Origin of the sequence: Pseudomonas sp. ADAK18, assembly GCF_012935695.1 — a bacterium.
In the GTDB taxonomy this organism is placed as follows: Bacteria; Pseudomonadota; Gammaproteobacteria; order Pseudomonadales; family Pseudomonadaceae; genus Aquipseudomonas.
On sequence record NZ_CP052859.1, the window covers coordinates 1,632,686 to 1,657,098 of the forward strand.

Below are 24,413 nucleotides of genomic sequence, written 5' to 3' on the forward strand. Positions count from 1 at the left end.
CATGCCAAACAAAGCACTGACCATCCTGATCGCCGATGCACAGCACCTGCCACGGCTGTCCATTGAAAAAATGCTCAACCAACTGGGCTACTACCGCATCGTCCCGGTGCAGACCTTCGAAGAGGTACTGATACTTACGGCCCTGCCGGCAGAGCCATTTGACGTTCTGATTTTCAACGCAGGCCTGGTCACGGGTGATGACGAGGTCGCAGCCTTCCAGCAACAACACCCGCAGATTCGCCATGTATTGGTCTACGACGATCAGGAACGGAGTACGGCCGCTGTTGCGACACCTTCGCTCGTTGTGCGATTGCCGGGGGTGCCAGACAGCATCAACCTTGAGCATTTCATGGACATCATCGACCCTCCGTCATCGGCTACCGGCTTACGGGTGCTGCCGTGGCTGCGGGAGTTGTCCCGCAGCCGAGCCCATTAGTCCCAGTTCGGCGCGATACCCTTGGGACTGGTCAGGCGATGGCCGCGTTCCAGCCCAGCGATCTGGGCCATGTCGGCCTCGCTCAAGGTCAGCTCCAGGGTCTTGAGGTTGCTTTGCAGATTGGCACGCTGGGTCGAAGAAGGGATTACCGCGTAGCCCAATTGCATGGCCCAGGCCAGGGTGACTTGTGCAGCGGTGGCGTGATGGCGTTCGGCGATCTGTTGGATGATCGGATCTTTCAGCACTTCGCCGTAGGCCAGGGTCATGTAGGACGTGATCTGAATGCCTTGGGATTTGGCGAACCCCACCACGGTACGGTTTTGCAGGTACGGGTGCAGTTCGATCTGGTTAGTGGCGATGTTCTCGGCGCCCACGGCGGCAATCGCTTGTTTCATCAGGTCGACGGTGAAGTTGGATATGCCTATTTGTCGCGTCAGGCCCAGGCGCTTGGCTTCCAGCAACTGGCCCATGAATTCGGCGACCGGTACCTGGTCTTCCGGCGATGGCCAGTGGATCAGCGTCAGGTCCAGGTAATCGGTCTGGAGCTTGCGCAGGCTTTCCTTGAGGCTGGGGATCAACAGTCCTTCGGCGAAATGGGCGATCCAGATTTTGCTGGTGATAAACAGCTCGTCCCGTGGGATACCACTGTCAGCAATGGCTTGGCCGACGTCGGCTTCGTTTTCGTAGATTTGCGCGGTATCGATGACGCGGTAACCCAGTTCAAGGCCGGTACTGACGGAATCGATGACGACCTGGCCTTGCAGGCGAAAGGTGCCGAGGCCGAATGCGGGAATAGACATGAATGACTCCTGATGGGGCGTGAACAATGGTGTCGAGTATCCGCCCCCGGTTCCTTGAGAAAAACCGCCGAATCCGAAAAGGACTCTTTACCAAAAGTCATGAGTGTCAGGGAAACTTGAGTCGCGAAGAGTCCCCGTAGCCGCTGTCGAGCCCAAGCGAGGCTGCGTAGGTCGCACCTCGGTTACCCCTCCGAGTCGCATTCGACGCAGCCTCGCTTGGGCTCGACAGCGGCTACGGAGGGAGTGATAAATCTTTGAGTTTTTGTGCCAGGTCCAACACCACGCGTCCACTGCCCACCGTCGGTACCAGGTGGGTGAAGGGGATATCAATCATGCGATTTTCCCGCACCGCCCTTAGCCGAGACAGCACCGGATCCCGAGTCAGTAGCTGGCGTTTGCGCCGGGCCGGGGACCATACGGCGTCGGCCAGCAGGATCACGTCCGGGTCGCTCATCAACAGGGTTTCACTGCTCACTGTTACCCGGTATTGATTGATTCCGGCGAACAGATTGCGGGCGCCCGCAGCGGCCAGCAAGGCGCTGACAAAACCACGCTGGCCTTCGCTGTCCAGACCGTTGACTTCACTGTCCAGGTAGAACACCGAGAGCGGTTTGCCTGGTCCGATCAGTGTCTGGGCGCGGGCCAGGTCGGCGTCCATGGCGTCGCTCAGGTCCCGGGCCAACTGCTGTTTATGCACCAGGGTACCGAGGGTGAACAGGTCGTTGCGAATGTGACCGAAGTAATCCAGGGAATGGCCGTCACAGGCCGATTCCAACAGGTAGGAACCAACGCCATTACCGGCCAGCCCGGTTCGGGACGTGACGCCATTGCCGAACGCCGTGGCGAAACCGCCCACCACCAGGTCCGGTTTTTGCGCATACAGTACTTCGCTGGAGGGGTAACGGGGAGCAATCACGGGCACGCCGAAATACTCACCTTGGCGCTGGGCGATGCCATCGTCGTCCAGGTACGCCACACCCACCAGCGTCGGGCCGACATCCAGGGCTAACAACAGATCGGCGGCATGCTGGTTCAGGGCCACAATGCGTGAGGGTGGCGAGTGGGCAAGGGGCCAAGCCTGGCCGCAATTGCGGTAACTGTCGGCCACCGCCGTGGTTGTCCAGAGCAGTGCGCTCAAGAGTAGCCAAAGCCTTCTCATGAACGGGCCTTTATCAGCAGGTCGTCGACGACTTCACCACCCACCAGGTGCACTTCTACCAGCCGTTGCACGTCCGCTTTTGTGCGCACGCCGTACCAGCAGGTGTCCGGATACACCGTCACAATCGGTCCCAGGTTGCAGGGGAACTGGCAGTGGGTGCGTGTCAGCAGCACGCCCCCCGGGATTTCGATGTACGCGTGCTCGAGCAACTGGCGGCGCAGCGTTTTCCACAACTGTAAGGCGCCACGCTGGGTGCAGCGTGGGCCGGTGCACAGGAACACGTGGCGGGCGTGGTCGGGGATGTGCGACCAGTCTGGGTGGGTTTCTACAGTGTCGTTTTGCACGGGCTTATTCATCAGAAGCGATACGTATAACGCACCTCGGAGGTGAAGGGCCGACCGAGGTTATCGACGTTGGCGGAGCGGCTGGTGACGTAGTCGCGGTCGAACAGGTTCTCCACCAGCAGGCTTACGCGGTGCTGATGGGCGTTGTCGAGATAGCGATAGGCGTCGGCATCCACCACCGAGTAGTGGCCGTATTCGACCTTTTTCGAGCTGATGACATCGCGGATATAACGGATCGCGCCGCCCGCGCCCCACATCCGGTCCGCCGATTCGTAGCCGACCCGCAAGCGCGCAAAGAAACTCGGGATATCGTTGAGGGTCACACCCGCCCGGGACTCGGTGAGATTGCGGGTCATGTCCGCCTGCAGGCTCCATTGATCGTTGAGTGCCAGCTTGGCGTCGGCCTCGAAGCCGCGCATCTGGATCTGGCCTTGACCGTTGACCCACTGTTCGCCGTCTTGGGTAATCAGGTCGGTGATTTTGCGTTTGAACACGGTCACGCTGGCGCTGAAGTCGCGGTCGAGCAGGTTGCCTTTGTAGTCGGCGCCCAACTCGGCATTGCGGCTTTTCTCCGGTTTCAGGTTACGGTTGCCCATCTCGTCGCCCGGCTCGTTGACGAACAGCTGTTCGGCGTTCGGCAGCTTGTAGGCCGTGCCGTACTGCCCGCGCAATGCCCAGTTATCGTTGAGGTTGTAGAGCGACGTGAGCATGCCGACGGTGGCACTGTCGCCGCCGCTCATGGCCTCGTGACGGATGCCGAGGCTGGGGTGCCAGTCGGGCAGGGCGTCGATCTTCGGTCGCAACTGGGTATACAGCGCATGGGCCTGGGCCTTGTTGTTGTCGATGATCAGCACATCGTCCTGGCCCTTGAACCACTGGTTGTCGGAGCCGAACACCAGCACATGATCACCGGGCAGTACCGCCTTGCCTTCGGCTTGTATGCCCCAGTCTGTGAAGCCCCAATAGTCGTTGTGATTCTTGACCGTGGTGCCGCCATTTTCGGTGTTGAGGATCTTGGTGTAGCGCGTGTCCCAGTCGTTGATATGACCCTTGATGAAGTAGCTCAGCTGCTCGTTGAGGCTCTGCTCGAAGGTCGCCGTGGCGATTTGCTGCACCCGGTCATTGGTGGTCTTGTGGTGGTTAGTGGCACCGGCGAAATCCAGGTTGGCGTCAGCATATTGGTAGAACAGCTCCAGCCGTGAGTCATCACCGAAAGACTGAATGGCTTTGCCGCCGAAGGTGCTGACTTCGTAGGAGCGCTTCTTGTCGGTGACGTTTCTCATATCACGGTTGCGAAACGGTTGGTAACCTTCGGAGACGTTACGGTTGACATACGCCAGCAAGCCCAGGTCGCCGAAGTCGTTGTTGAAAATCTTCTCTGCCCGTGCATCGCCGGTGGTTCCGCCGAACGTATCCACGCCCAGGTTCACCTCACCGGACACCTCGCGTGACTGCGGGCTGCGGGTGACGATATTGATCACCCCGGATACCGCCTGGGTGCCGAATAACAGGCTCTGCCCACCCTTGAGTACTTCAATGCGCTCGATGGCGTTGGCTGGCAGAGTGTCCAGGTACAGGCCGCCGTACAGGCGATTGTTCAGGCGCACGCCGTCCAGCAGGATCAGCGTGTCATCGTTACGTCCGCCCAACAGGGAATAGGTGCCGTAGTCGAACGGGCCGTTTTTTGGCGCGACGTAGAGACCGGGGATAAACATTTGCATGGCCCGCGAAACATCGGCGCCAGGGCCGGCGCGTTCGATCTGTTCACGGGTGACGACTTCCACCTTGCTGCCGTACTGAGCCATCTCGGCAACGGTGGTGGACTCCACCGAGGGTGCAGAAACGATCTGCTGCTTGAGCACCAAGACTGTTTCATCGGCGAGCAGGAGCGGGCTGAACAGGCAGCCCAACAGGGAAGTACAGGAACGTCGAATCATAGTCTTCTCGAAAAGTTTCTTTCGCAGAAGCACGCAGGAGAAGGCATCGAGCACACGCCAATACCGGCCCATGCCCGCCCACCGCAGGATTTTGCCAAACAGAAATTCCAGGCCGGTCTCCGGGCTCACGAGGCTCGATCCCTTCACCTTCCCATGGCGGATTGGCCACAGTGGTGTGTCGAAGGGGTCACTCGTATACCGTTGCGGGGGCAGCACCGGACTGGCTCGGAAAGAGCGTACCGGTTTCCCGTTTCACCCCATGCACGGCGGCATGAGGCACCTGAAACTGGGCGGCATCTGAACACTCGCAAGACCGTTCGTCAACTTGGGTAGGGAATTTTCAGGCCCTGAGGTGCAGGCGCAACGACGGTGAGGTGTTCAAGTGGCCTTAGCGTTCCAGAACGCCTCTGAATGTCGCACTTAACGCCCGCAACGTTTCTTTGGAGCGCCCGTCGCTGATCCGGCTGTACAGCACGACTTCGCTGACGGGCAGCGCGGGTAATCCCCACTGTGCGCTCACGTCCACCGCACCCGCCGGTGCCACGCGACGGGCGAGGGCTGCCACGCCCAAGCCGGCACTGACCGCTGCACCCACGGCCATGACGCCGCCGCCGACAAACACCTCGGTCCAGTCGATTCGCGCCTCATCCAGCGCTCGCACCGCCAGGTGTCGTACACCGCAGGGCGGGGCCATGGTCGCCATGCGCAACGGCGTGCCGGGCGTGTGCTGCCAGGTGGGCGCGGCGAACCAGCCAAAGCGCTCCACCACCAGCACTTCACCGTCCTGGCGATCGCCCTCGTTACGCACGATCACGGCGTCCAGTTCGTTGCGGTCGAAGGCCGCCACCAGGTCACGGGATGAGGCAATTCGTACTTCCAGAATCACCAGCGGATCGTAGGCGGCCAGGCGGCTGAGCCACACCGGCAGGTCAGGCCCGGCGACGTGGTCGCTGATGCCGATGACCAAACGGCGTGTTGTGCTGGCGCTCATATCACCCAAAGCCCGTTCGTGGGCATTGAGCAAGGCGCGGGCGGCGACGATGAACTGCTCACCTTGAGGCGACAGGCGCACATGCCGGGGCGTGCGCTCCAGCAGGCGATAACCGAGGCGTTCTTCCAGGCGCTTGAGCTTGAGGCTGATGGCCGCCTGGGATGTATCGAGAGCCTGGGCTGCGCGGGTGAAACTGGCGAAATCCGCCACCAGTACGAACGCTTGCACGGTGTCGATATCCAGAGGTTTGAGTGTGCCAATCATTTCTATTCCTTATCATACCTATATCAAGCGATATCTTGATGAAATCACTGAGACTGCGCAAGCTCAACACTCATCTTGCACAGGAGCGCCAACATGTTCGCCAAACAGTATTCACATCGGCTGCCCGCCGATTACGACATGGGCATCATTCGTCAACGCGCGGCGCAACTGGGGCCGCTGTGGGATGACACCGAGGGGTTGTTGTTCAAGGCCTTCATTGCCCAGACGCGGGGGCAGGGCACAGGCGTGGGAAACTTGTATGCCTCGGTGTACCTGTGGGCCGACCCTCTGGCTGCGGCAGACTTTTTATTGGGCGAGCGCTTTCAGAAAGTCCTCGACAGTTTTGGCCAGCCGCACATTGAGTCCTGGTTGCCGCTGGACGTGCGACGGGGCCCGGCGCAAAACGCCTTGAGCGTGTATCGGGAAGAGTGGGCGCTGGCGCCGGGGGCGGATCGTGCCCAGTTGCTGGCAGTTGAAAAAGCACGCAATCAACAGGTGGCTGACAGCAGCGATAACTTTGCGGTGTTCCTGGCACTGGATGTCCAGGCGTGGAAGCTGATACGGATTACCTTGTCGGCCAAGGCACGGGAGGACAACCACCCCGGCAGGGGGTATGAGGTGCTCTACCTGGCGCGTCCGGGGTTGTAAAGACGGCTACAGAGAAGGGTGTTCCTGTGTCAGGATGCGTCCTTTACCTTGATGCTAGGGCGATTTTCGATGCAGGCCACTCGCTTGACCCTCATTTGCCATGCCAGTACGCCGGCTCAAAAACGCGCCCGCTTCGCGTTGGACGAACCCTTGGAGATGGTGTGGCAGTCGGCGGCGTTGTCATTGGCCAGCCGCTTCAAGCGCGCACCCCGTTTACTGTGTGGCCCCGAGGTGCGAACCCGGCAAACGGCGATGTTGTTTGGCGAGCATCCGCAGGTAGAAGAAGCCCTGCGCGACTGTGATTTCGGGCGTTGGCAAGGTAAGGGCCTCGACGAGCTTCAACAGGCCGAGCCCGACGCCATGCAGGCCTGGCTGACGGACTGCACCGCCAATCCCCATGGCGGTGAATCTGTGGCGCAATTGTGCGAACGGGTAAGGCGGTGGCTGCAATCGCTGGAGCAAACACCGGGCCATGTGCTGGCGGTGACTCATCCCTTTGTGATTCGCGCCGCGTTGCTGCATGTCATGCAATGCCCGCTGGCGATGTTCAATCGAATCGACGTGGAGCCATTGTCATCCACCGAGCTGCGTTTCAACGGCGTCTGGCGCTTGCGCCTGGAAACTCACGCCACCTAGGGTTACGAACATGGCAAAATCGGCCTCCCGCACTGAGAACACCCCATGAAGACTTTCCCATGAAGAGCATCCTGATCATCGGCATCGGCGCCGGCAACCCCGACTACATCACCATGCAGGCGGTCAAGGCGCTCAACCGTACCGACGTGTTTTTCCTGATGGACAAGGGCCAGAGCAAGGACAAGCTGATCGACCTGCGCCGGGAAATCTGCGAGACCTATATCAACGCCGACCACGCTTACCGCTTCGTCGAAGCCGATTGCCCCGAGCGGGTGCGTGGCGAGATCGACTACACCACCGCCGTCCAGGACCTCAACCGCGACAAGCAACAGACCTTCGAGCGGATGATCAACGAGCAAATGGCCGACGGTGAGTGCGGCGCTTTCCTGGCCTGGGGCGACCCGGCGTTGTACGACAGCACCATCCGTATCCTGCAGGCGATTCTTGCCAGTGGCCGCTGCGAATTCGAATTCGAAGTGATCCCCGGCATTACCAGCGTCCAGGCCCTGGCCGCCCAGCATAAAGTGCCGTTGAACCGTATCGGTCGCTCCATCGAGATCACCACCGGCCGCCGGTTGGCGGCAGGGCAGGCCAGCGATGCCGATACCCTGGTGGTGATGCTGGATGCCGAGGACTCCTACCGCACCGTGGCCGATCAGGATCTGGATATCTATTGGGGGGCTTACCTCGGTACACCGGATGAGATTCTGATCAGTGGCAAAGTGGCCGAGGTGGCCGATGAAATCGAGCGCGTACGCAAGGCGGCGCGTCAGGCCAATGGCTGGATCATGGACACTTATTTATTGCGCAAGCCCTAGAGGTTCATTCCCATGCTCAGATCGATTGCCTTGGCACTGGCCCTGTTTGCCGGCACGGCTCAGGCTGAAGACACGCTGCACACCGACTTGCCGCTGCTCTATCTGGAGCAGACCATGAGTGACGCACGCAACCAGCCGTTGGTGATTTTCCTGCACGGCTATGGCAGCAATGAGCAGGACCTGTTCGGCCTGCGGGATCGGTTGCCATCGACCTGGACCTATTTGTCGGCGCGTGCACCGCTGCCAGTGGATCCGCATGGCTATCGCTGGTTCACCAAGACGCCGGGGGATGGCGATTACGACGGCGAGACCGCCGACTTGCAGAGCAGCGCCAAATTGATTGGCGATTTTGTCGCCCAGGCCACGCGTAAATATCACACCGAAAGCGATCGGGTGTTTCTGGTGGGGTTCAGCCAGGGAGCGATCATGTCGTACGAGGTAGGGCTGCGTCATCCTGAAACCCTGCGGGGGATTGCGGCGCTCAGCGGCAGTTTGCTGCCGGTGCTCAAGGCCGAGTTGAAGCCTGATGCGCAGCTTGAAAAACTGGCGATTTTTATTGGCCATGGCACGTTGGATCAGGCGCTGCCGTATGTGTCGGCGACGCGGGCCAACGAGGTGTTGAAGGGGCTTTCCTTGACGCCAAAATTCCACGGTTATCCGGGGATGATCCACACCATAGGCGAGGCGGAAGTGCAGGACCTGAAGAACTGGCTGGAAAACAGTCTTCGGTAATGGCGGTGTGAACGCAGTCTAATGTGGGAGCGGGCTTGCTCGCGAAGGCGGTGGATCAGTTACATGGATGCTGAATGACACACCGTATTCGCGAGCAAGCCCGCTCCCACACAAGCCCGCTCCCACATTTAACCGGCGGTGTTGATACAAGCCTGTTACTTCCCGCCGGTAATCTGCTTCACCAATACCTCATGGCCTTTCACATCATCCGCCCGTGAAATAGCCTGGATCACCAACAGGTGATCGCCGGAGCCAGCAAGGAAGGTCGAGTTCAGCGTTTTGCCGCCGCCCATGGTCGCGGTGCTGTCCACTTGGCGCAGGCCCAGGCCCTTGACGGTCAGTTTCTTCTCGGCCTGTTTCTTGAAGTCCGGTAGGGCCGCGCTTTGGTCCTTGACGAAACCGGCGACGGCGCCATCGAGGAACTGCGGGTCGTTGTCCTTGATGGTGATGCCATCGTTGCGCACGGTCTCGGCCACGATCACCACGCTTTTCGTGGCCTGGTTCGCGTACATCGTGCCGCTGGTGCCGGCGGTGCCGTCAGCTTCATTGCCCGTTGGCAACGCATCGCCGACATAGTCCTTGGGCAAGTTGAAGGTGAACTTGCCGCCCAGGGTCGAGATGCTTTGTGTGGCCGCTTTCTGGGCGGCCGGTTTGCTCGCGGCAAACACTTGGCTGGCGCCGAACCCGACGGTCAGCGCGAGGGCCAAGAGGGCTGAGGTCTTGCTGAGGGTGGCCATGAAGCTCTCCAGGAAAGAACGAAATTGCGCTGCATTCTGTCAGAAAATTCGCAAAATCGTTCGAATCCATCCTCAGGCCTTGTCGGATTCCTCTTCCAATCGATCCATCTCAAACAACCGTGCCAGTTCCGTCCGGGCTTCCTGGGCGCTCTGCATGACCTTGGCGGCGTCGTCATACACCGCATGTTGGGCGGCCAGCAGTTGCAGGTCGTGGTTTTTGAAGCGGGTGATCCGTGCATCCGCCTGAGCCTGGCTCAAGCCCAGGCCCAATAGGGTACGACGGCTCATTTCCAGGCTGGAGTAGAAGGTTTCGCGCACCGGTTGAGCATCCAGGTCCACCAGGCGATGAACGTGCTGACGGTTACGGGCCCGGGCAATGATCTTCATGTGCGGATAGAGCTTGCGCACCAGTTCAGCGGTTTTGATGTTGATCTCGGGATCATCCATGGCGATCACGAAAAACTCCGCCTGGTCGACCTTCGCGGCGTGGAGAATTTCCGGGCGCTGCGGGTCGCCGTAGAACACCGGCATGCCGCCGAAGCTGCGGGTCAGTTCGATGGTTTCCACCGAGGTGTCGAGGGCGATAAACGAGATATTTTGCGCCCGTAGGATCCGCGCCACGATCTGTCCCATCCGGCCCATACCGGCGATCACCACCCGGGGCGCATCGCCTTCGATGGCGCGGTATTCCTCGGGCACGTCCACCGGCTTGTTCTTGGGTTTGAACAGCTTCGGGCACAGCAACAGCAGCAGCGGCGTCACCGCCATCGACAGGGTGATGGTCAGTACCAGGATGTCGTACAGGTGGGGTTCGAACAGGCCCTGGTCGCGGCCAATCTTGAATACCACGAAGGCAAATTCACCACCGGCCGCCAACACCACACCCAGGCGCAGCGCGCTTTCGCGGTTGAGATCACCGGCCAGGCGGCCCACGCAAAACAACAGCGGCAGCTTGATGCCGATCAGCAGCAGCGTCAGCCCCAGCACAATCACCGGAGCGCTGAACAGCAGGCTGATATTGGCGCCCATGCCGACGCTGATAAAAAACAGCCCCAACAGCAGGCCCTTGAACGGTTCGATTTGCGATTCAAGTTCATGACGGTATTCGGAGTCTGCCAGCAGCAAACCGGCGAGGAATGCGCCTAAGGCCATGGACACGCCCACCAACTCCATCAACCACGCGGTGCCGATCACCACCAGCAAGGCGGTGGCGGTGGACACTTCCCGCAAGCCGGTCTTGGCGACGATGCGAAATACCGGCCGCAACAGGTAACGTCCGCCGATGATCACCACGACGATGCTGCCCAACACCTGTAAGCCGTGATTGAGGTCCTGGGCCGGGGTGGTGGTGTGGTCGCCGCCGGCGAGCAGCGGCACCATGGCGATCAATGGGATCGCCGCGATGTCCTGGAACAGCAGAATGGCAAACGCCAACCGTCCGTGAGGCTGGTTCAGTTCCTTGCGCTCGGCCAGGCTTTGCAGGCCGAAGGCGGTGGAAGACAGCGCAAGGCCCAGGCCCAACACAATCGCACTGTTCCACGACTGGCCAAACCCCCACAGCGCCACCACGCCAATCACTGTGCCGGTGAGCAGCACTTGGGCCAAGCCCACGCCAAACACCGCCTTGCGCATCACCCATAAACGTCTGGGCGAGAGTTCCAGGCCGATGATGAACAGCAGCAACACCACCCCCAGTTCGGAGAACTGCGCGACGCTTTGCGGGTTGCCCACCAGGCCCAATACCGATGGGCCGATGATCACACCGGCCAGCAGATAACCCAGTACCGCGCCCAGCTGCAAGCGCTTGGCCAACGGCACGGTCAGCACGGCGGCGAAGAGGAACACCACGGCTGCTTGTAACAGGTTGCCTTCATGGGGCATTGCGTACTCCAGGATCTTTTACCTAATCAATAGGGTGCTATTAGAGCGCTTTTTTACGTGCTGAAATCTGAATTTTTGCCGAGGGATAGCCCTTTGCCATCCGTATTTGCAGGCTCTCAGGCATTTCTGGCGAAGAAAGAACGAAAGTATTAATACCATTTATTTCAATGACTTTTGTGCGGCCAACTACCGTTTTGACAACTAGGAACAGTTGACCACGGTATCAGGCAGTTCGAATTCGATGCGTGTTGGCTCTTTGGTGACCCCCCGCGTGCACACGGACGAAAAGCTTGAACCACAAAGGAGATGAGTGTGGAACGATCATTTGCGACTGCCGCTGCCCCCCGTATTTCTCCCCTCTATCTCGCTATTCGCCTCGGTGTTGCCGGGTTGGTGATTGGCCTCGCCAGCCCTGAAGTGCTGGCTGCCTGTACGCCGGCAAACCCAGCGGACGGTACCACGGTGACGTGCACGGGGGTGCCGTCACTGCCGTTGTTCTTGAATACCTTTTCCAGCGCAGCCAATGGCCTGATCGTCAATGTCAACGCAGGCGCGCAGCTCAACGCAACGCTGGCTGGCACGGCATTGAGCCTGACGGGCAATAACGTGACGTTGAATAACTCCGGCACGGTTGACCCGTCGTTGCTCGGCCTGGTGACGGCGTTAAGTGGCGGCGTGGTGGTGGGCAACACTACGGCCAGCACGGTGAACATCACCAACTCGGTCACCGGGATTATCCGCGGTACCGGCAACCTCCTGGGGGTAAACCTGGCATCGCTGGGGGGCCTGGCACTTAACGTCATCAACGGCACTGCCGGTTCTGGCGGTACCACCACTATCACCAACAATGGCACCATTGAATCCTCTTCACTGCTCGGCCTTAGCCTGTTCAGCTCCGATACCCCGGTGATCGCGGTGCAGGGCGGCGGACCGGTCCACATGGTCAACAACGGTACCCTGACCGGGCGCGTTGCATTCGAAACCTCTGCCTCGGGCAACACCTTCGTCAACACCGGGAGCATTGCCGGCGGCGTGTCGATGGGCGCCAGCAGCACCAACACCTTTACCGCCGTTACCGGGTCGACCATTTCCGCCGCCGGTGGCCTCGGGCTCAGTTTGGGCGGCCTGCTCGGCGTTGAGCTGACGTTTGCCCCTACCGGCCAGGTAGACGGTGGCGCCACCGGCAGCAACACCTTGATCCTGCAAAACCCCCTCGGTGTGGGCGGTGGCACTTCGGGCGCCGGTACGGCATCGAGTGCCAATTACGTCAACTTCAACAACCTGACCGTCAACAGTGGCACCTGGGCCTTGCAAGGCCCGCTGATCAGCGGTAGCGCCACCCTCAATGGCGGTGTTGCACAGTTCAACGACAGCGGCACATTCGGTACCGGTGTCCTGACCTCCAATGGTGGGGCGATCCAAGCGAGTAATGCGGGCCTGACACTCAATAACTTGATGACCCTGGGCACGGGGGGGCTGAGCATTCTAGGCGCCAACGGGATGACGTTGGGAGGTGTGCTGTCGGGCACTGGCAGCCTGATCAAGTCCGGCACTGGTCAACTCATCCTCAATGGTGCCAACTCCTACAGCGGCGGTACCACGCTGAATGGCGGCAGCGTGCAAGTGGGTAACGCCCTGGCGCTTGGCTCGGGCGCAGTGACGGTCGCCGGAGCGTCAACCCTGGCCGCACCAGGCACCGTTAGCCTGGCCAACGCGTTCACCCTCAACAACGCCCTGACCACCAGCGGCACCGGAGCGTTGGCCCTCAGCGGCAACCTCACGGGGGCCGGTGGCCTCAATGTAAACGGTAGCGGTGGCCTGACTCTGAGTGGCAACAACGCCGGTTACACCGGTCCTACCGGTTTGAACGCCGGTATCTTGACCCTCGGCAGTGGCAATGCGCTGGGTTCGGGGGCGCTGAGCGTCAACGGTGTCGCCAGCCTGGATACCACCGCAGCAGCCACGCTGAACAACAACGTGACCCTCAACGCCAACCTGACGACCGTTGGCAGCAACCCGCTGACCCTTGGCGGAGTGATCTCGGGAGCCGCCGGAATCATCAAAAATGGCCTCGGGGCCCTGACGCTGACTGGCAACAATGCTTACCAAGGCCCAACCGCCCTCAATGGCGGCACACTGTTGCTGGGTTCCAATACCGCCTTGGGCACAGGCGTGTTGAACGCGGCGGCAGGCACAACCCTGGACGCCACCACGGGCGTCACCCTGGGCAACGCCCTCAACCTGGCGGGTAACCTGACACTCGGCGGCAGCCAGGCGATGACCCTGACCGGCGTCGTCAATGGCATCGGCGGCCTGATCAAAAACGGCGCCGGCGCCCTGACCCTCAGTGGCAACAACGGCTTTCTGGGTAATACAGCGCTGAACGCAGGCTCTTTGATCCTGGGCAGCAACAACGCGCTGGGCCCGATTGGAACCTTGAGTACCGCCAACAACACCACCTTGGATACCAGTGGGGCGGTGACGTTGGGCAATGCGCTGAATGTCACCGGCAACTTGAATTTGGGCGGCAGCAACAACCTGACGTTGGGCGGTGTCATCGGCGGTACGGGCGGCCTGACCAAAAACGGCGCGGCCAACCTGATTGTCAATGGCGCCAACACCTTCCTTGCCGGCACCGTCCTCAATGGCGGGACCTTGACCGTCAACAATAACAACGCACTGGGCACCGGCAACTTGACCGTCAGCGGTGCGGGCACCCTGGACAACGCAATTGGCATCAACCTGGCCAACGGCATCGACCTCAACGCCGACTTGACCCTCGCCGGCACCAACGGTTTGACCCTGGGCGGTGTGATCGGCGGCACCAACCAGTTGATCAAGAATGGCGCGGGCTTGCTGACTCTCAATGGCGCTAACACCTTCCAGGGCGGTACTACCCTGAACGCCGGTGGCCTGAACCTGGGCAACGGCGCGGCGCTGGGCACTGGCGCGTTGACCGTGGCCGGCGCTGCCAGCCTGGATACCGGCGCCGGGCTGACGGCCAACAACGCTATCAACCTCAACGCTAACTTGACCCTCAACGGCAGCAATCCCCTGACTTTGGGTGGCGTGATCGGTGGTGCGGCCGGCCTGATCAAGGCCGGCGCGTCGAGCCTGACCCTCAATGGCGCCAACACCTACGCCGGCGCTACCGCGTTGAACGGAGGGTCGCTGATTGTCGGTTCCAATACGGCGTTGGGTATCGGCGCATTGAACACAGCGGGCGGCACCACTCTGGATGCCAGTGCGGCCATTTCCCTGGGTAATAACATCAACCTGGGCGGCACCCTGTCCCTCGGCGGCAGCAACGCTCTGACCCTCAACGGTAATGTGAATGGCGTCGGCGGCCTGACCAAAAATGGTGCCGCAGACCTGACCCTCAATGGCAATAACGGTTACCTGGGCAACACCGCACTGAACAGCGGCAAACTGATAGTGGGCTCCAATACCGCCCTGGGCATTGGCGCGTTGAACGCGGTAGGCAACACCACGCTGGACGCCAATACCGCCGTCAGCCTGAACAACCTGCTCAACCTGGGCGGAGCCTTGAACATTGGCGGCAGCGCCGACTTGACCTTGAACGGCGTGGTCAATGGCCTCGGGGGCAGCCTGGTCAAGAACGGTACCGCCAACCTGGTGCTCAATGGAAACAACGGCTACCTCGGCGGCACCACCCTCAATGCGGGTACCCTGACGGCCGGCAGCAACGCCGCACTGGGCCTCGGCGGCCTGACCGTTGGTGGCGCGGCCACTCTGGACAGCAACACAGGGGTCACCTTGAGCAACAACGTGGCCTTGAACGCTAACCTGACCCTTGGCGGCAGCAATGCCCTGACCTTGGGTGGTTTGATCAGCGGCGCAGGTGGCCTGATCAAGAATGGCGCGGGCAACCTGACCCTCAACGGCATCAACACCTTTCAGGGCGGTACCAACCTCAATGCCGGTGCCCTGACCCTGGGCAACGCGGGCGCCCTGGGCGGCGGCTCCTTGATCGTTGGCGGCGCCGCGACCCTGGACAACAGCGCAGCCTTCACCTTGGGCAATAACATCGCCCTCAATGGCGACTTGACCCTGGCAGGCAACAACAACCTCAACCTTGGCGGTGTCATCAGCGGCGCCAGCGCCTTGATCAAAAATGGTTTGGCCGACCTGACTCTGAGCGGTAACAACACCTTTACCGGGCCGTTGAATGTCGTCTCCGGCAGCCTCACTACCGTCGGCACCGGCGCCTTGGGCAACACCTCCGGCGCCAACATCAGCGCCGGGGCCAGCCTCAACCTCGGTTCCGACAGCAGCCTGGCGACCTTGGCCGGCAGCGGTGGTTTGCAGATTGGCGCTGGCACCACGTTGAGCGTGGGCGGTGTCAACAGCACCAGCACCTTTGACGGTAGCCTCACCGGCACCGGCAGCCTGGACAAAATCGGCACCGGCACCCTCAATCTCAGCGGCATCAATGGGCTCACCGGTAACACCGCGGTCAACGGCGGTACCTTGAACCTCACCGGCCCCCTGGGCAGTGCCCTGGTCGACGTCAATAGCGGCGGTACCTTTACCGGCACTGGCTCGGTGCTGGGTACGCTGAATATCAACAATGGCGGCCACCTAGCCTTGAGCAGCGGCAATACGTTGTCTGCTGGCGTATTGAACATGGGCGCCGGTGGCAACCTGGACGTCGCTCTCGGTGCGCCATCCCTCACGTCCTTGCTCAACGTCGGCGGCAACGTGAACCTCGCCGGCAACCTGAATGTGACCGACGCCGGTGGTTTTGGCGCGGGTACCTATCGCCTGATCAACTACACCGGCGGCCTGACCGGTGGGTTGACAGTGGCTGGTGTTCCCGTGGGCTTTGGCCTCGGCGATCTGCTGGTACAGACCTCCGTCGGTAACCAGGTCAACCTGGTGGTAGCGGCGCCGAATATTCGGTTCTGGGATGGCAGCCAGTCCGTCGCCAACGGCGTCGTGGATGGCGGCACCGGCAACTGGACCGCTGGCGGCTCCAATTGGACCTCGGCCGACGGCCTGACCAACTCACCTTGGGCCAGCGGTTTTGCGGTATTCACGGGTGCGGCGGGGACCGTTACCGTGCAAGGCCCGCAAGCCTTTACCGGCCTGCAATTTGTCACCGATGGCTACAATCTGGTCAGCGGCGCGGGTGGGCAATTGACCGCGATCAATGGTGGTACCGGCAATGTGTCGCTGCGAGTTGACCCGGGCGCTACCGCGACTATCGGCGTCAATATCGACGGCGCCGGCACCCTGAATAAACTCGACACCGGCACCCTGGTACTCGGTGGCGCCAACACCTATACCGGCGGCACCTTACTCAACGGCGGCACCTTGGTGGTCGGTAGCAACACGGCGCTGGGCACCGGCCAGTTGACCGCTGTGGTGGGCACGACGCTGGACAGCAATGCGGCAGTGACGCTGGGTAATGACGTTGCCCTTGCCGGTAACCTGACTGTCGGCGGCAGCAACGCCCTGACCCTGAATGGGGTGGTCAATGGCGTTGGCGGCCTGATCAAAAATGGCGCTGCGAACCTGACCCTGGGCGGTGCTAACACCTACCTCGGCGTCACCGCACTGAATGCCGGCGGCCTGATCCTGGCGTCCAATACTGCACTGGGTGGCAGTGTGCTGAATGCCGCGGGCGGCACCACGCTGGATGCAAGCAGCGCCGTCACTGTCGCCAACGCCATCAACCTGGCGGGCGACCTGGGCATAGGCGGTACGGCTGACCTGACCCTGAACGGACCTGTCGCGGGGATCGGCAGCCTGACCAAGAACGGTACGGCTAACCTGACCCTCAATACGGTCAACGGCTTCCTCGGTGGCACCACACTTAATGCCGGTACCTTGACAGTGGGCAATGCCCTGGCTCTCGGGCTGGGCAACCTGACTGTCGGCGGTGCTTCGACCCTCGACAACAACACGCCGCTGGCCCTCGGTAACAATGTGATGCTGAACGCCAACCTGGCGGTGGCCGGCAGTAATGACCTGACCCTGGGCGGCGTGCTCAGCGGCACGGGTGCCCTGACCAAAAACGGCGCCGCCAACCTGACCCTCAATGGAGCCAACACCTATCAGGGCGGGACCACTCTCAATGCGGGCACGTTGACCTTGGGCAATGCCACTGCTCTGGGTAGCGGCGCCTTGACGGTGGCTGGCACCGCCGGGCTGACCAACAGCGCACCGTTGGTTCTGGCTAATGCGGTCAATGTCAATGGCGGGCTGACGGTGTCCGGGGTTAACAACCTGACGTTGACCGGTCCTCTGGCGGGCAACGGCACCCTGACCAAACAGGGCATCGCTGACCTGACCTTGAGCGGCAACAACACCTTCGGTGGCCTGTTCGATGTACAGGTGGGCAGCCTGACCACTGTTGGTAGCTCAGCCCTGGGCAACAATGCCGGGGTCAATCTGGCGACGGGCGCGTCTCTCAACCTCGGCGCTTCGACCAGCCTGGGTAGGCTGACCGGCAGCGGCACCACAGCAGTCGGTGGCGGCAGCACCCTGAGTATCGGCGGCGGTAACCTGAGCAGCACCTTCGGTGGCAGCCTGAATGGCGCCGGAGGTCTGGACAAAGTCGGCACCGGCACCCTGACTCTCGGTGGCATCAGCGGCTTGACTGGCGACACGCTGGTCAGCGGTGGCACCCTGAACGTCAACGGTTCCCTGGCCAGCGGCAACGTCGGCGTCGGCAGCGGTGCCACCCTGGGCGGCACCGGTACCCTGGCAGGGTTGGTGAATGTCGCCGATGGCGGCCACCTGGCGGTCAACTCTGGCAACACCCTGACGGTCGGCGGCCTGGTACTGGGCGCCAACGCCAACCTGGATGTGGGCCTCGGCGCACCGTCCACCGGCGGTACGGCATTGGTCCATGTGGGCGGCAACCTGACCCTAGACGGTACCCTCAATGTCAGCGATATCGGCGGCTTCGGCACCGGGATTTACCGGTTGTTCGACTACACCGGCGCTCTGACCAACAACGGTCTGCAATTGGGCAGCCTGCCGGTCAATATTTCCCCCGGTAGCCTTGACCTGCAAACCGCCGTCGGCAGCCAGATCAACCTGCTGGTCAGTGGCACTACCAACGTGCAGTTCTGGGACGGTAGCCAGACCACTGGCAACGGCGCAGTGGACGGCGGCACCGGCAGTTGGAATGGCACCGGCACCAACTGGACTGGGGTCAATGGCTCGTTCAACTCGGCGTGGGCACCCAATAGCTTCGCGGTGTTCCAGGGCACGGCCGGTACGGTCACCGTGGACGGTCCGCAAGCCATCACCGGCCTGCAATTCGTCACCGACGGCTACAACGTAGTGGGCGGCGCGGCGGGGGCCTTGACCCTGTTCAACGGCACTGGCGGCAACACCGCTGTGCGGGTCGACCCCAACGTGACCGCGACCCTGGGTGTGACCCTCGATGGCGGCGGCACCCTGGCCAAACTCGACGCCGGCACCCTGGTGCTTAACGGCGCCAACACCTACACCGGCGGCACGGCCCTCAATGGCGGTACGCTGATTATCGGTAACAACAGCGCCCTGGGTACGGGGCTGCTGACCACGTCCAACGGCACCACCCTGGACAGCAACGCAGCGATCACCTTGGCCAATGGCGTCACCGTCAACGGTGCGCTGACGGTGGGCGGCACTAACGCACTGACCCTGGCGGGCACCGTGGCCGGCACTGGCAGCTTGATCAAGAACGGCATTGCCGCCTTGACCCTGAACGGCGCCAACACTTACACCGGGCCAACCGCGCTGAACGCCGGTGGCCTGATTCTCGGGTCCAACACCGCACTCGGCGCAGGTGCCTTGAATGCGGCAGCGGGTACTACCCTCGATACCAACACTGGCGTGACCCTGGCCAATAACGTAACGGTGGCCGGCAACCTGGGCATTCTCGGCACCTCCGACCTGACCCTCAACGGTCTGGTCACCGGCGCTGGCGGGCTGACCAAAAGCGGGGCGGGCAATCTGATCCTCAACGGTGCCAACGGCTATGTCGGTGGCACCCAACTGAACGCAGGCTCCCTGACCCTTGGCAACAACACCGCCATCGGCACCGGCGCCTTGCTGGTCAATGGCCCTGCCACGCTGGACAACAGTGCGGCGCTGGTGCTGGCCAACAACGCCACGCTCAATGGCAACCTGACGGTGGCGGGCAGCAACGGCCTGACCCTCAATGGTGTCGTCGACGGTGCGGCGCAGTTGATCAAAAACGGTGGTGCCGACCTGACGCTCAACGGCGCCAACACCTACAGCGGCGGTACGGCGCTGAATGCCGGTTCGCTGACGCTGGGCAACACCACGGCGCTGGGTTCCGGCGCCTTGACGGTTGGCGGTGCGGCGACCCTGGATAACAGCGTTCCACTGGTGCTGGCCAACGCGGTCAATCTCAACGGCGACCTGTCGGTAGCCGGCAACAATAACCTGACCCTGGCCGGTGTAGTGGCAGGGGCGGGCGGCTTGATCAAAAACGGTGGTGCGGACCTGACCCTGAGCGGTAACAACACCCTGACCGGGCCGTTGAGTGTGCTGGGTGGCAGTCTCACTACCGTGGGCAACGGCGCTCTGGGCAACACCTCCGGCGTGACCGTTGGCAGCGGCGCGGCTCTCAACCTGGGCGGTAATGCCAGCCTCAACACCCTGGCCGGTAACGGCGCGGTGCAAGTGGCGGGCGGCAGCACCTTGGCAGTGGGCGGCAGCAACCTGGACAACACCTTCGGCGGCTCACTGGGCGGTGCAGGCAACCTCGACAAGAACGGCACCGGTACGCTCAACCTGACCGGCACCAATGGCATCAGCGGCGCGGCCAACGTCAACGGCGGCACCTTGAATGTTGGCGGAACCCTGGCCAGCGGCACAGTGGCCGTCAACAGCGGCGCGACCCTGACCGGTACCGGTTCGCTGGCGGGCGCGGTGACGGTGGCCGACGGTGGCCATATCGGCCTGACCTCCGGCAGTACCTTGTCGGTAGGCTCGCTGGCACTTGGCGCCAACGCCAACCTCGACGTCGGCCTGGGTACTCCGACCGTGGGCGGTGGCAGCGGCCTGTTGAATGTCGGCGGCAACCTGACGTTAGACGGTAACCTCAATGTCACCGATATCGGCGGCTTTGGCAGCGGCGTCTACAACCTCATCAACTACGGCGGCGCCCTGACCGATAATGGCCTGACCGTTGGTACCGTCCCAGGCAGCGTGGCACCGGGCGATCTGCAAGTGCAGACCGCGATCAACAACAAGGTCAACCTGCTGGTGACCGCGCCGAATACCACCGTGCAGTTCTGGGACGGTGCCCAATTGGCCGGTAACGGCGCCATCTTGGGCGGGAATGGCACTTGGGGCACAGGCACCACCAACTGGACCAACGTCGACGGCACCGTCAACCAAGGTTGGGGCAACAGCTTCGCAGTGTTCCAAGGGGCGGCGGGTAATGTGACGGTTGACGGCGCGCAAGCCATCACCGGCATGCAGTTCGTCACTGATGGCTACAACCTGTCCTCCGGCGCTGGCGGTTCGCTGACCCTGGTCAACGGTAGCACGGGCAACACGGCGATCCGTGTTGACCCGAACGCCACCGCGACCCTGGGCGTGACCCTCACTGGCGGCGGTACCCTGGCCAAACTCGACACGGGCACCCTGGTGCTCAACGGCACCAACACCTACACCGGCGGCACCGCGCTCAATGGCGGCAAGCTGGTGGTCGGTAACAACAGTGCCCTGGGCACCGGTGTCTTGACGGCTGCCAATGGCACCACGTTGGACAGCACCGCAGCCGTTACCCTGGCCAACGCGACGGTACTCAACGGTGCGTTGACCGTCGGCGGCTCCAATGCGCTGACGCTCAACGGAGTGGTCAGCGGCAGCGGCAGCCTGGTGAAAAACGGTGCTTCGAGCCTGACCCTCAACGGCGTTAATACCTACAGCGGTAGCACCGGCCTGAACGCAGGCCAGTTGGTCCTCGGCAACAACGGCGCCCTGGGCAGTAGTGCCCTGAGTGTCGGCGGCGCCGCGCAACTGGACGGCACCTCGGCCCTGCAACTGGCCAACGCGATCAACCTCGGCGGCCCGCTGACCCTCGCCGGCAGCAATGACCTGGCCTTGAACGGCGTGGTCAGCGGTACCGGCAGCCTGGTGAAAAACGGCAACGGTTCGCTGTTGTTGGCCGGTGCCAACACCTACAGCGGTGGCACGACGTTGAATGGCGGCACCACCAGCGGCACCACCAGCAGCTTGCAAGGCGCGATCGTCAACAATGCGACCCTGACCTTCGAGCAAGGCAGCGACGGTACCTACACCGGCAACCTCACCGGCACGGGCGTGCTGAACAAAAACGGCACGGGCAACCTGCTGTTGACCGGCAACAATACCTTCACCGGCAACACCAACGTCGCGGCCGGCAGCTTGCTGGTCAATGGCACCTTGAACAGCGGGGCGGTGCAAGTCGCCAGCGGTGCTTCTCTGGGGGGCAGTGGTTCGCTGGCAGGTGCGGTGACCATGGCGAATGGTTCGACCCTGGCCGGTGGCGGCGGTACTGCGCCATTGTCCGTGGGCTCCCTGGCACTGTCTTCGGGCACCAACCTGAACTTCGCCCTGGGCGCACCGGGTTCGTCAACCACGGCGGTCAACGTCGCCAGCAACCTGACCCTGGACGGCACGCTTAACGTCACGGACGCGGGCGGCTTTGGTGTCGGTGTCTATCAACTGTTCCGCTACGGCGGCACGCTCACCGACAACGGCCTGGCTTACGGCACGCTGCCCACCGGCATCGTTCCGGGGGCTTTGACCCTACAAACGGCGCTGGCCAATCAGGTCAACCTGCTGGTGCAAACCACACCGGGGCAAATCCAGTTCTGGAACGGCGGCACCACCAACCCTAACGGGACCATCACCGGTGGCAGCGGTACTTGGGGGCCAGGCACCAACTGGACTGATCCGAACGGTACCCAAGGCCAGGCGTCCACCAACCAGTTCGCCGTGTTTGGCGGGCAGGGCGGGACCGTCACCGTGGTGGGCAACCAAGGCTTTACCGGCCTGCAAGTGCTCGACCCGGGTTATACGCTGGTGGCAGGAACAGGCGGTAGCCTGAGCCCGACCAATGCGCCGGATGGCAGCCTGGCCGCCGTTCGCGTGAATGCGGGTGTCACCGCGCAAATCGATGCGCCATTGGTAGGCACAGGCGGTATCAACAAACTGGACGCCGGCACCTTGCTGTTGACCGGTGCCAATACCTACACCGGCGGCACCACCGTCAGTGGCGGTACCTTGGCGGGTAACACCACCAGCCTGCGGGGCAATATCCGCAACAACGCCCGGTTGCTGTTTGCGCAAAACAGCAATGGTCGCTTCAACGGTGTACTGACGGGTACCGGTGCCGTGGTCAAGCAAGGCGCAGGTGCGCTGTTGCTGACTGGCAACCAGCCGTTCAGCGGGACTGTGGCGGTGGATCAAGGCGTGTTGCAAGTCGGTGATGCGGCCAACCCAGGCACAGTGCTGGGTGGGCAGGTCACGGTGGCCAACGGTGCAGGCCTGACCGGCAACGGCAGCGTCGGCTCGCTGGTCAACCATGGCTCGGTCACACCTGACAGCGGCAAACTGACCGTCGCAGGCAACTTCACCAACGCCGCCGATGGCGCCCTGAATCTGGTGATTACGCCATCGGTTGCAAGCTCCTTGGCGGTCGGCGGCACGGCCAACCTGGCGGGCACCTTGAATGTGGTCAACCTGGCACCGTATGCCGGGCCTGCCACCTACACCTTGTTGACCGCCAGCGGTGGGGTCAACGGCACCTTCAGCACCACCAACCTGGATAACCTGGCGTTCCTCAACACCGCACTCAACTACAGCCCGAACCAGGTCGCCCTGGCGGTTAGCCGCAATAACGTCAGCTACGCCAGCGTGGCGGCAACCGGTAACCAACGGGCCGTGGCGGCTGCGTTGGGCAGCGGGGCGGCAGTCGGAGGTGCAGCGGTGCAAAATGCGCTGCTCAGCGGCAACGCAGCGGGTGCGCGTGCGGCCTTTGACAACCTCTCGGGTGAAATTCACGCCAGCACCGCCAGCGCCATGATCGAAGACTCGCGCTACGTGCGTGACGCGGTCAACGAGCGTATGCGTCAGCAGGGTTGCTCGCGTGAGGACGATCCACGCAACAGCCTGGCACCTAGCGAAAACCGTCTGAGCAGTGCCGGTTGCCACGATGAGATAGTTGGCTGGATGCGCGCTCTTGGCGCCTGGGGCCATATGGGGGGCGACGGCGACACCGCCAAGCTGGATCGCAACCTCGGTGGTTTCTTGTTGGGGGCCGACAAACAACTGGATGACGCCTGGCGTGCCGGTGTGGCTGCCGGTTACACCCGCAGCGACCTCGACGCCAAGCGCCGCAATTCCAGTGCCGATGTCGATAGCTACCACCTGATGGCCTACACCGTGTACCAGCAAGAAGCCTTCGCCGCTCGCATGGGCGTGGCCTACAGCTGGAACGACATCGAAAGCAAACGCGATGTGGCCGTAGGTTCTGTCAGCCAGCGTCTGAAGGCTGACTACAAGGCCCGTACTGCACAAGTGTTCGGTGAAGTCGGTTACACCTTCGAGAAAGGCGGTGTAGCCCTGGAACCGTTCGCAGGTCTGGCCTACGTTAATTACGACACCGACACCATCAAGGAAAAAGGTGGCTCAGCTGCCCTCAAGGGCGACGCCGATCAGAACGTCACGTTCTCCACCCTGGGTCTGCGTATCGGCAAATCCATCACGCTGGGCAATGGCTCGAAAATCACTCCACGGGGCAGCATCGGCTGGCGTCACGCCTTTGGTGACACCAAACCGGATGCCGACCTGAGCTTCATCAATGGCGGTGGTGCTTCGTTCAGTACCCAAGGCGTACCGATTGCCAAGGACAGCGCGGTGCTGGAAGCCGGTGTTGATTACCAGATCAGTGCCAACGGCAAGCTGGGCCTGGGTTACTCCGGTCAGCTCTCGCGCAACGACAAGGACCACGCGATGACCGTCACTTTCTCCCTCGGTTTCTGATCAA

13 protein-coding genes and 1 riboswitch are annotated in these 24,413 nt (G+C 62.1%); of the genes, 6 read left to right on the top strand and 7 right to left on the bottom strand.

All coding sequences use genetic code 11. The annotated features are described in order from the left end of the window. Position 1: 1 nt before the first annotated feature. Positions 2-436, top strand: a complete 435-nt coding sequence (locus HKK55_RS07330; RefSeq protein ID WP_169354034.1) for a response regulator transcription factor — start codon at positions 2-4, stop codon at positions 434-436. Here the strand turns inward: HKK55_RS07330 and dkgB are convergent. The 5 genes from dkgB to HKK55_RS07355 form a co-directional block, all read right to left on the bottom strand. Next, entirely contained in the window at positions 433-1,236 is an 804-nt protein-coding gene (dkgB, locus tag HKK55_RS07335) for a 2,5-didehydrogluconate reductase DkgB (protein ID WP_169354035.1), read from the bottom strand. The genes HKK55_RS07330 and dkgB overlap by 4 nt on opposite strands. A gap of 232 nt (positions 1,237-1,468) precedes the next feature. Then, positions 1,469-2,395, bottom strand: a complete 927-nt coding sequence (locus HKK55_RS07340) for an ABC transporter substrate-binding protein (RefSeq protein ID WP_169354036.1) — start codon at positions 2,393-2,395, stop codon at positions 1,469-1,471. After that, on the bottom strand, positions 2,392-2,739 hold the full coding sequence (locus HKK55_RS07345; RefSeq protein WP_237151321.1) for a ferredoxin: 348 nt from the start codon (positions 2,737-2,739) through the stop codon (positions 2,392-2,394). The genes HKK55_RS07340 and HKK55_RS07345 overlap by 4 nt, the downstream gene beginning before the upstream one ends. Before the next feature lie 11 nt (positions 2,740-2,750). After that, a complete protein-coding gene (locus tag HKK55_RS07350; RefSeq protein ID WP_169354038.1) occupies positions 2,751-4,676 on the bottom strand; it encodes a TonB-dependent siderophore receptor in 1,926 nt (641 codons plus the stop codon). 92 nt (positions 4,677-4,768) lie between these two features. Continuing rightward, positions 4,769-4,975: riboswitch (cobalamin riboswitch) on the bottom strand. An 89-nt stretch (positions 4,976-5,064) separates the two neighbouring features. Beyond that, positions 5,065-5,931 (bottom strand): LysR family transcriptional regulator, encoded by an 867-nt coding sequence (locus tag HKK55_RS07355; protein ID WP_169354039.1) that lies wholly within the window; start codon positions 5,929-5,931, stop codon positions 5,065-5,067. A 93-nt stretch (positions 5,932-6,024) separates the two neighbouring features. Here HKK55_RS07355 and HKK55_RS07360 point away from each other — a divergent pair, with 93 nt between their 5' ends. From HKK55_RS07360 to HKK55_RS07375, 4 genes are all read left to right on the top strand, one after another. Beyond that, on the top strand, positions 6,025-6,579 hold the full coding sequence (locus HKK55_RS07360) for a DUF4865 family protein (protein WP_169354040.1): 555 nt from the start codon (positions 6,025-6,027) through the stop codon (positions 6,577-6,579). 69 nt (positions 6,580-6,648) lie between these two features. After that, complete coding sequence (locus tag HKK55_RS07365) at positions 6,649-7,215, top strand: histidine phosphatase family protein (RefSeq protein ID WP_169354041.1); 567 nt, start codon at positions 6,649-6,651, stop codon at positions 7,213-7,215. A gap of 59 nt (positions 7,216-7,274) precedes the next feature. After that, on the top strand, positions 7,275-8,033 hold the full coding sequence (cobF, locus tag HKK55_RS07370; RefSeq protein ID WP_169354042.1) for a precorrin-6A synthase (deacetylating): 759 nt from the start codon (positions 7,275-7,277) through the stop codon (positions 8,031-8,033). 12 nt (positions 8,034-8,045) lie between these two features. Continuing rightward, positions 8,046-8,765 carry an alpha/beta hydrolase gene (locus HKK55_RS07375; protein WP_169354043.1) on the top strand — a complete coding sequence of 240 codons (720 nt, stop codon included), beginning with the start codon at positions 8,046-8,048 and terminating at the stop codon, positions 8,763-8,765. Between the two features lie 155 nt (positions 8,766-8,920). Here HKK55_RS07375 and HKK55_RS07380 read toward each other — a convergent pair whose 3' ends face one another. Next, on the bottom strand, positions 8,921-9,502 hold the full coding sequence (locus HKK55_RS07380) for a hypothetical protein (RefSeq protein WP_169354044.1): 582 nt from the start codon (positions 9,500-9,502) through the stop codon (positions 8,921-8,923). A gap of 72 nt (positions 9,503-9,574) precedes the next feature. Further along, positions 9,575-11,383, bottom strand: a complete 1,809-nt coding sequence (locus HKK55_RS07385; protein WP_169354045.1) for a monovalent cation:proton antiporter-2 (CPA2) family protein — start codon at positions 11,381-11,383, stop codon at positions 9,575-9,577. A 312-nt stretch (positions 11,384-11,695) separates the two neighbouring features. Here HKK55_RS07385 and HKK55_RS07390 point away from each other — a divergent pair, with 312 nt between their 5' ends. Further along, the gene (locus HKK55_RS07390) at positions 11,696-24,409 is read left to right on the top strand and encodes an autotransporter-associated beta strand repeat-containing protein (protein WP_237151322.1); all 12,714 of its coding nucleotides are present in this window, start codon (positions 11,696-11,698) and stop codon (positions 24,407-24,409) included. Positions 24,410-24,413 lie beyond the last annotated feature (4 nt).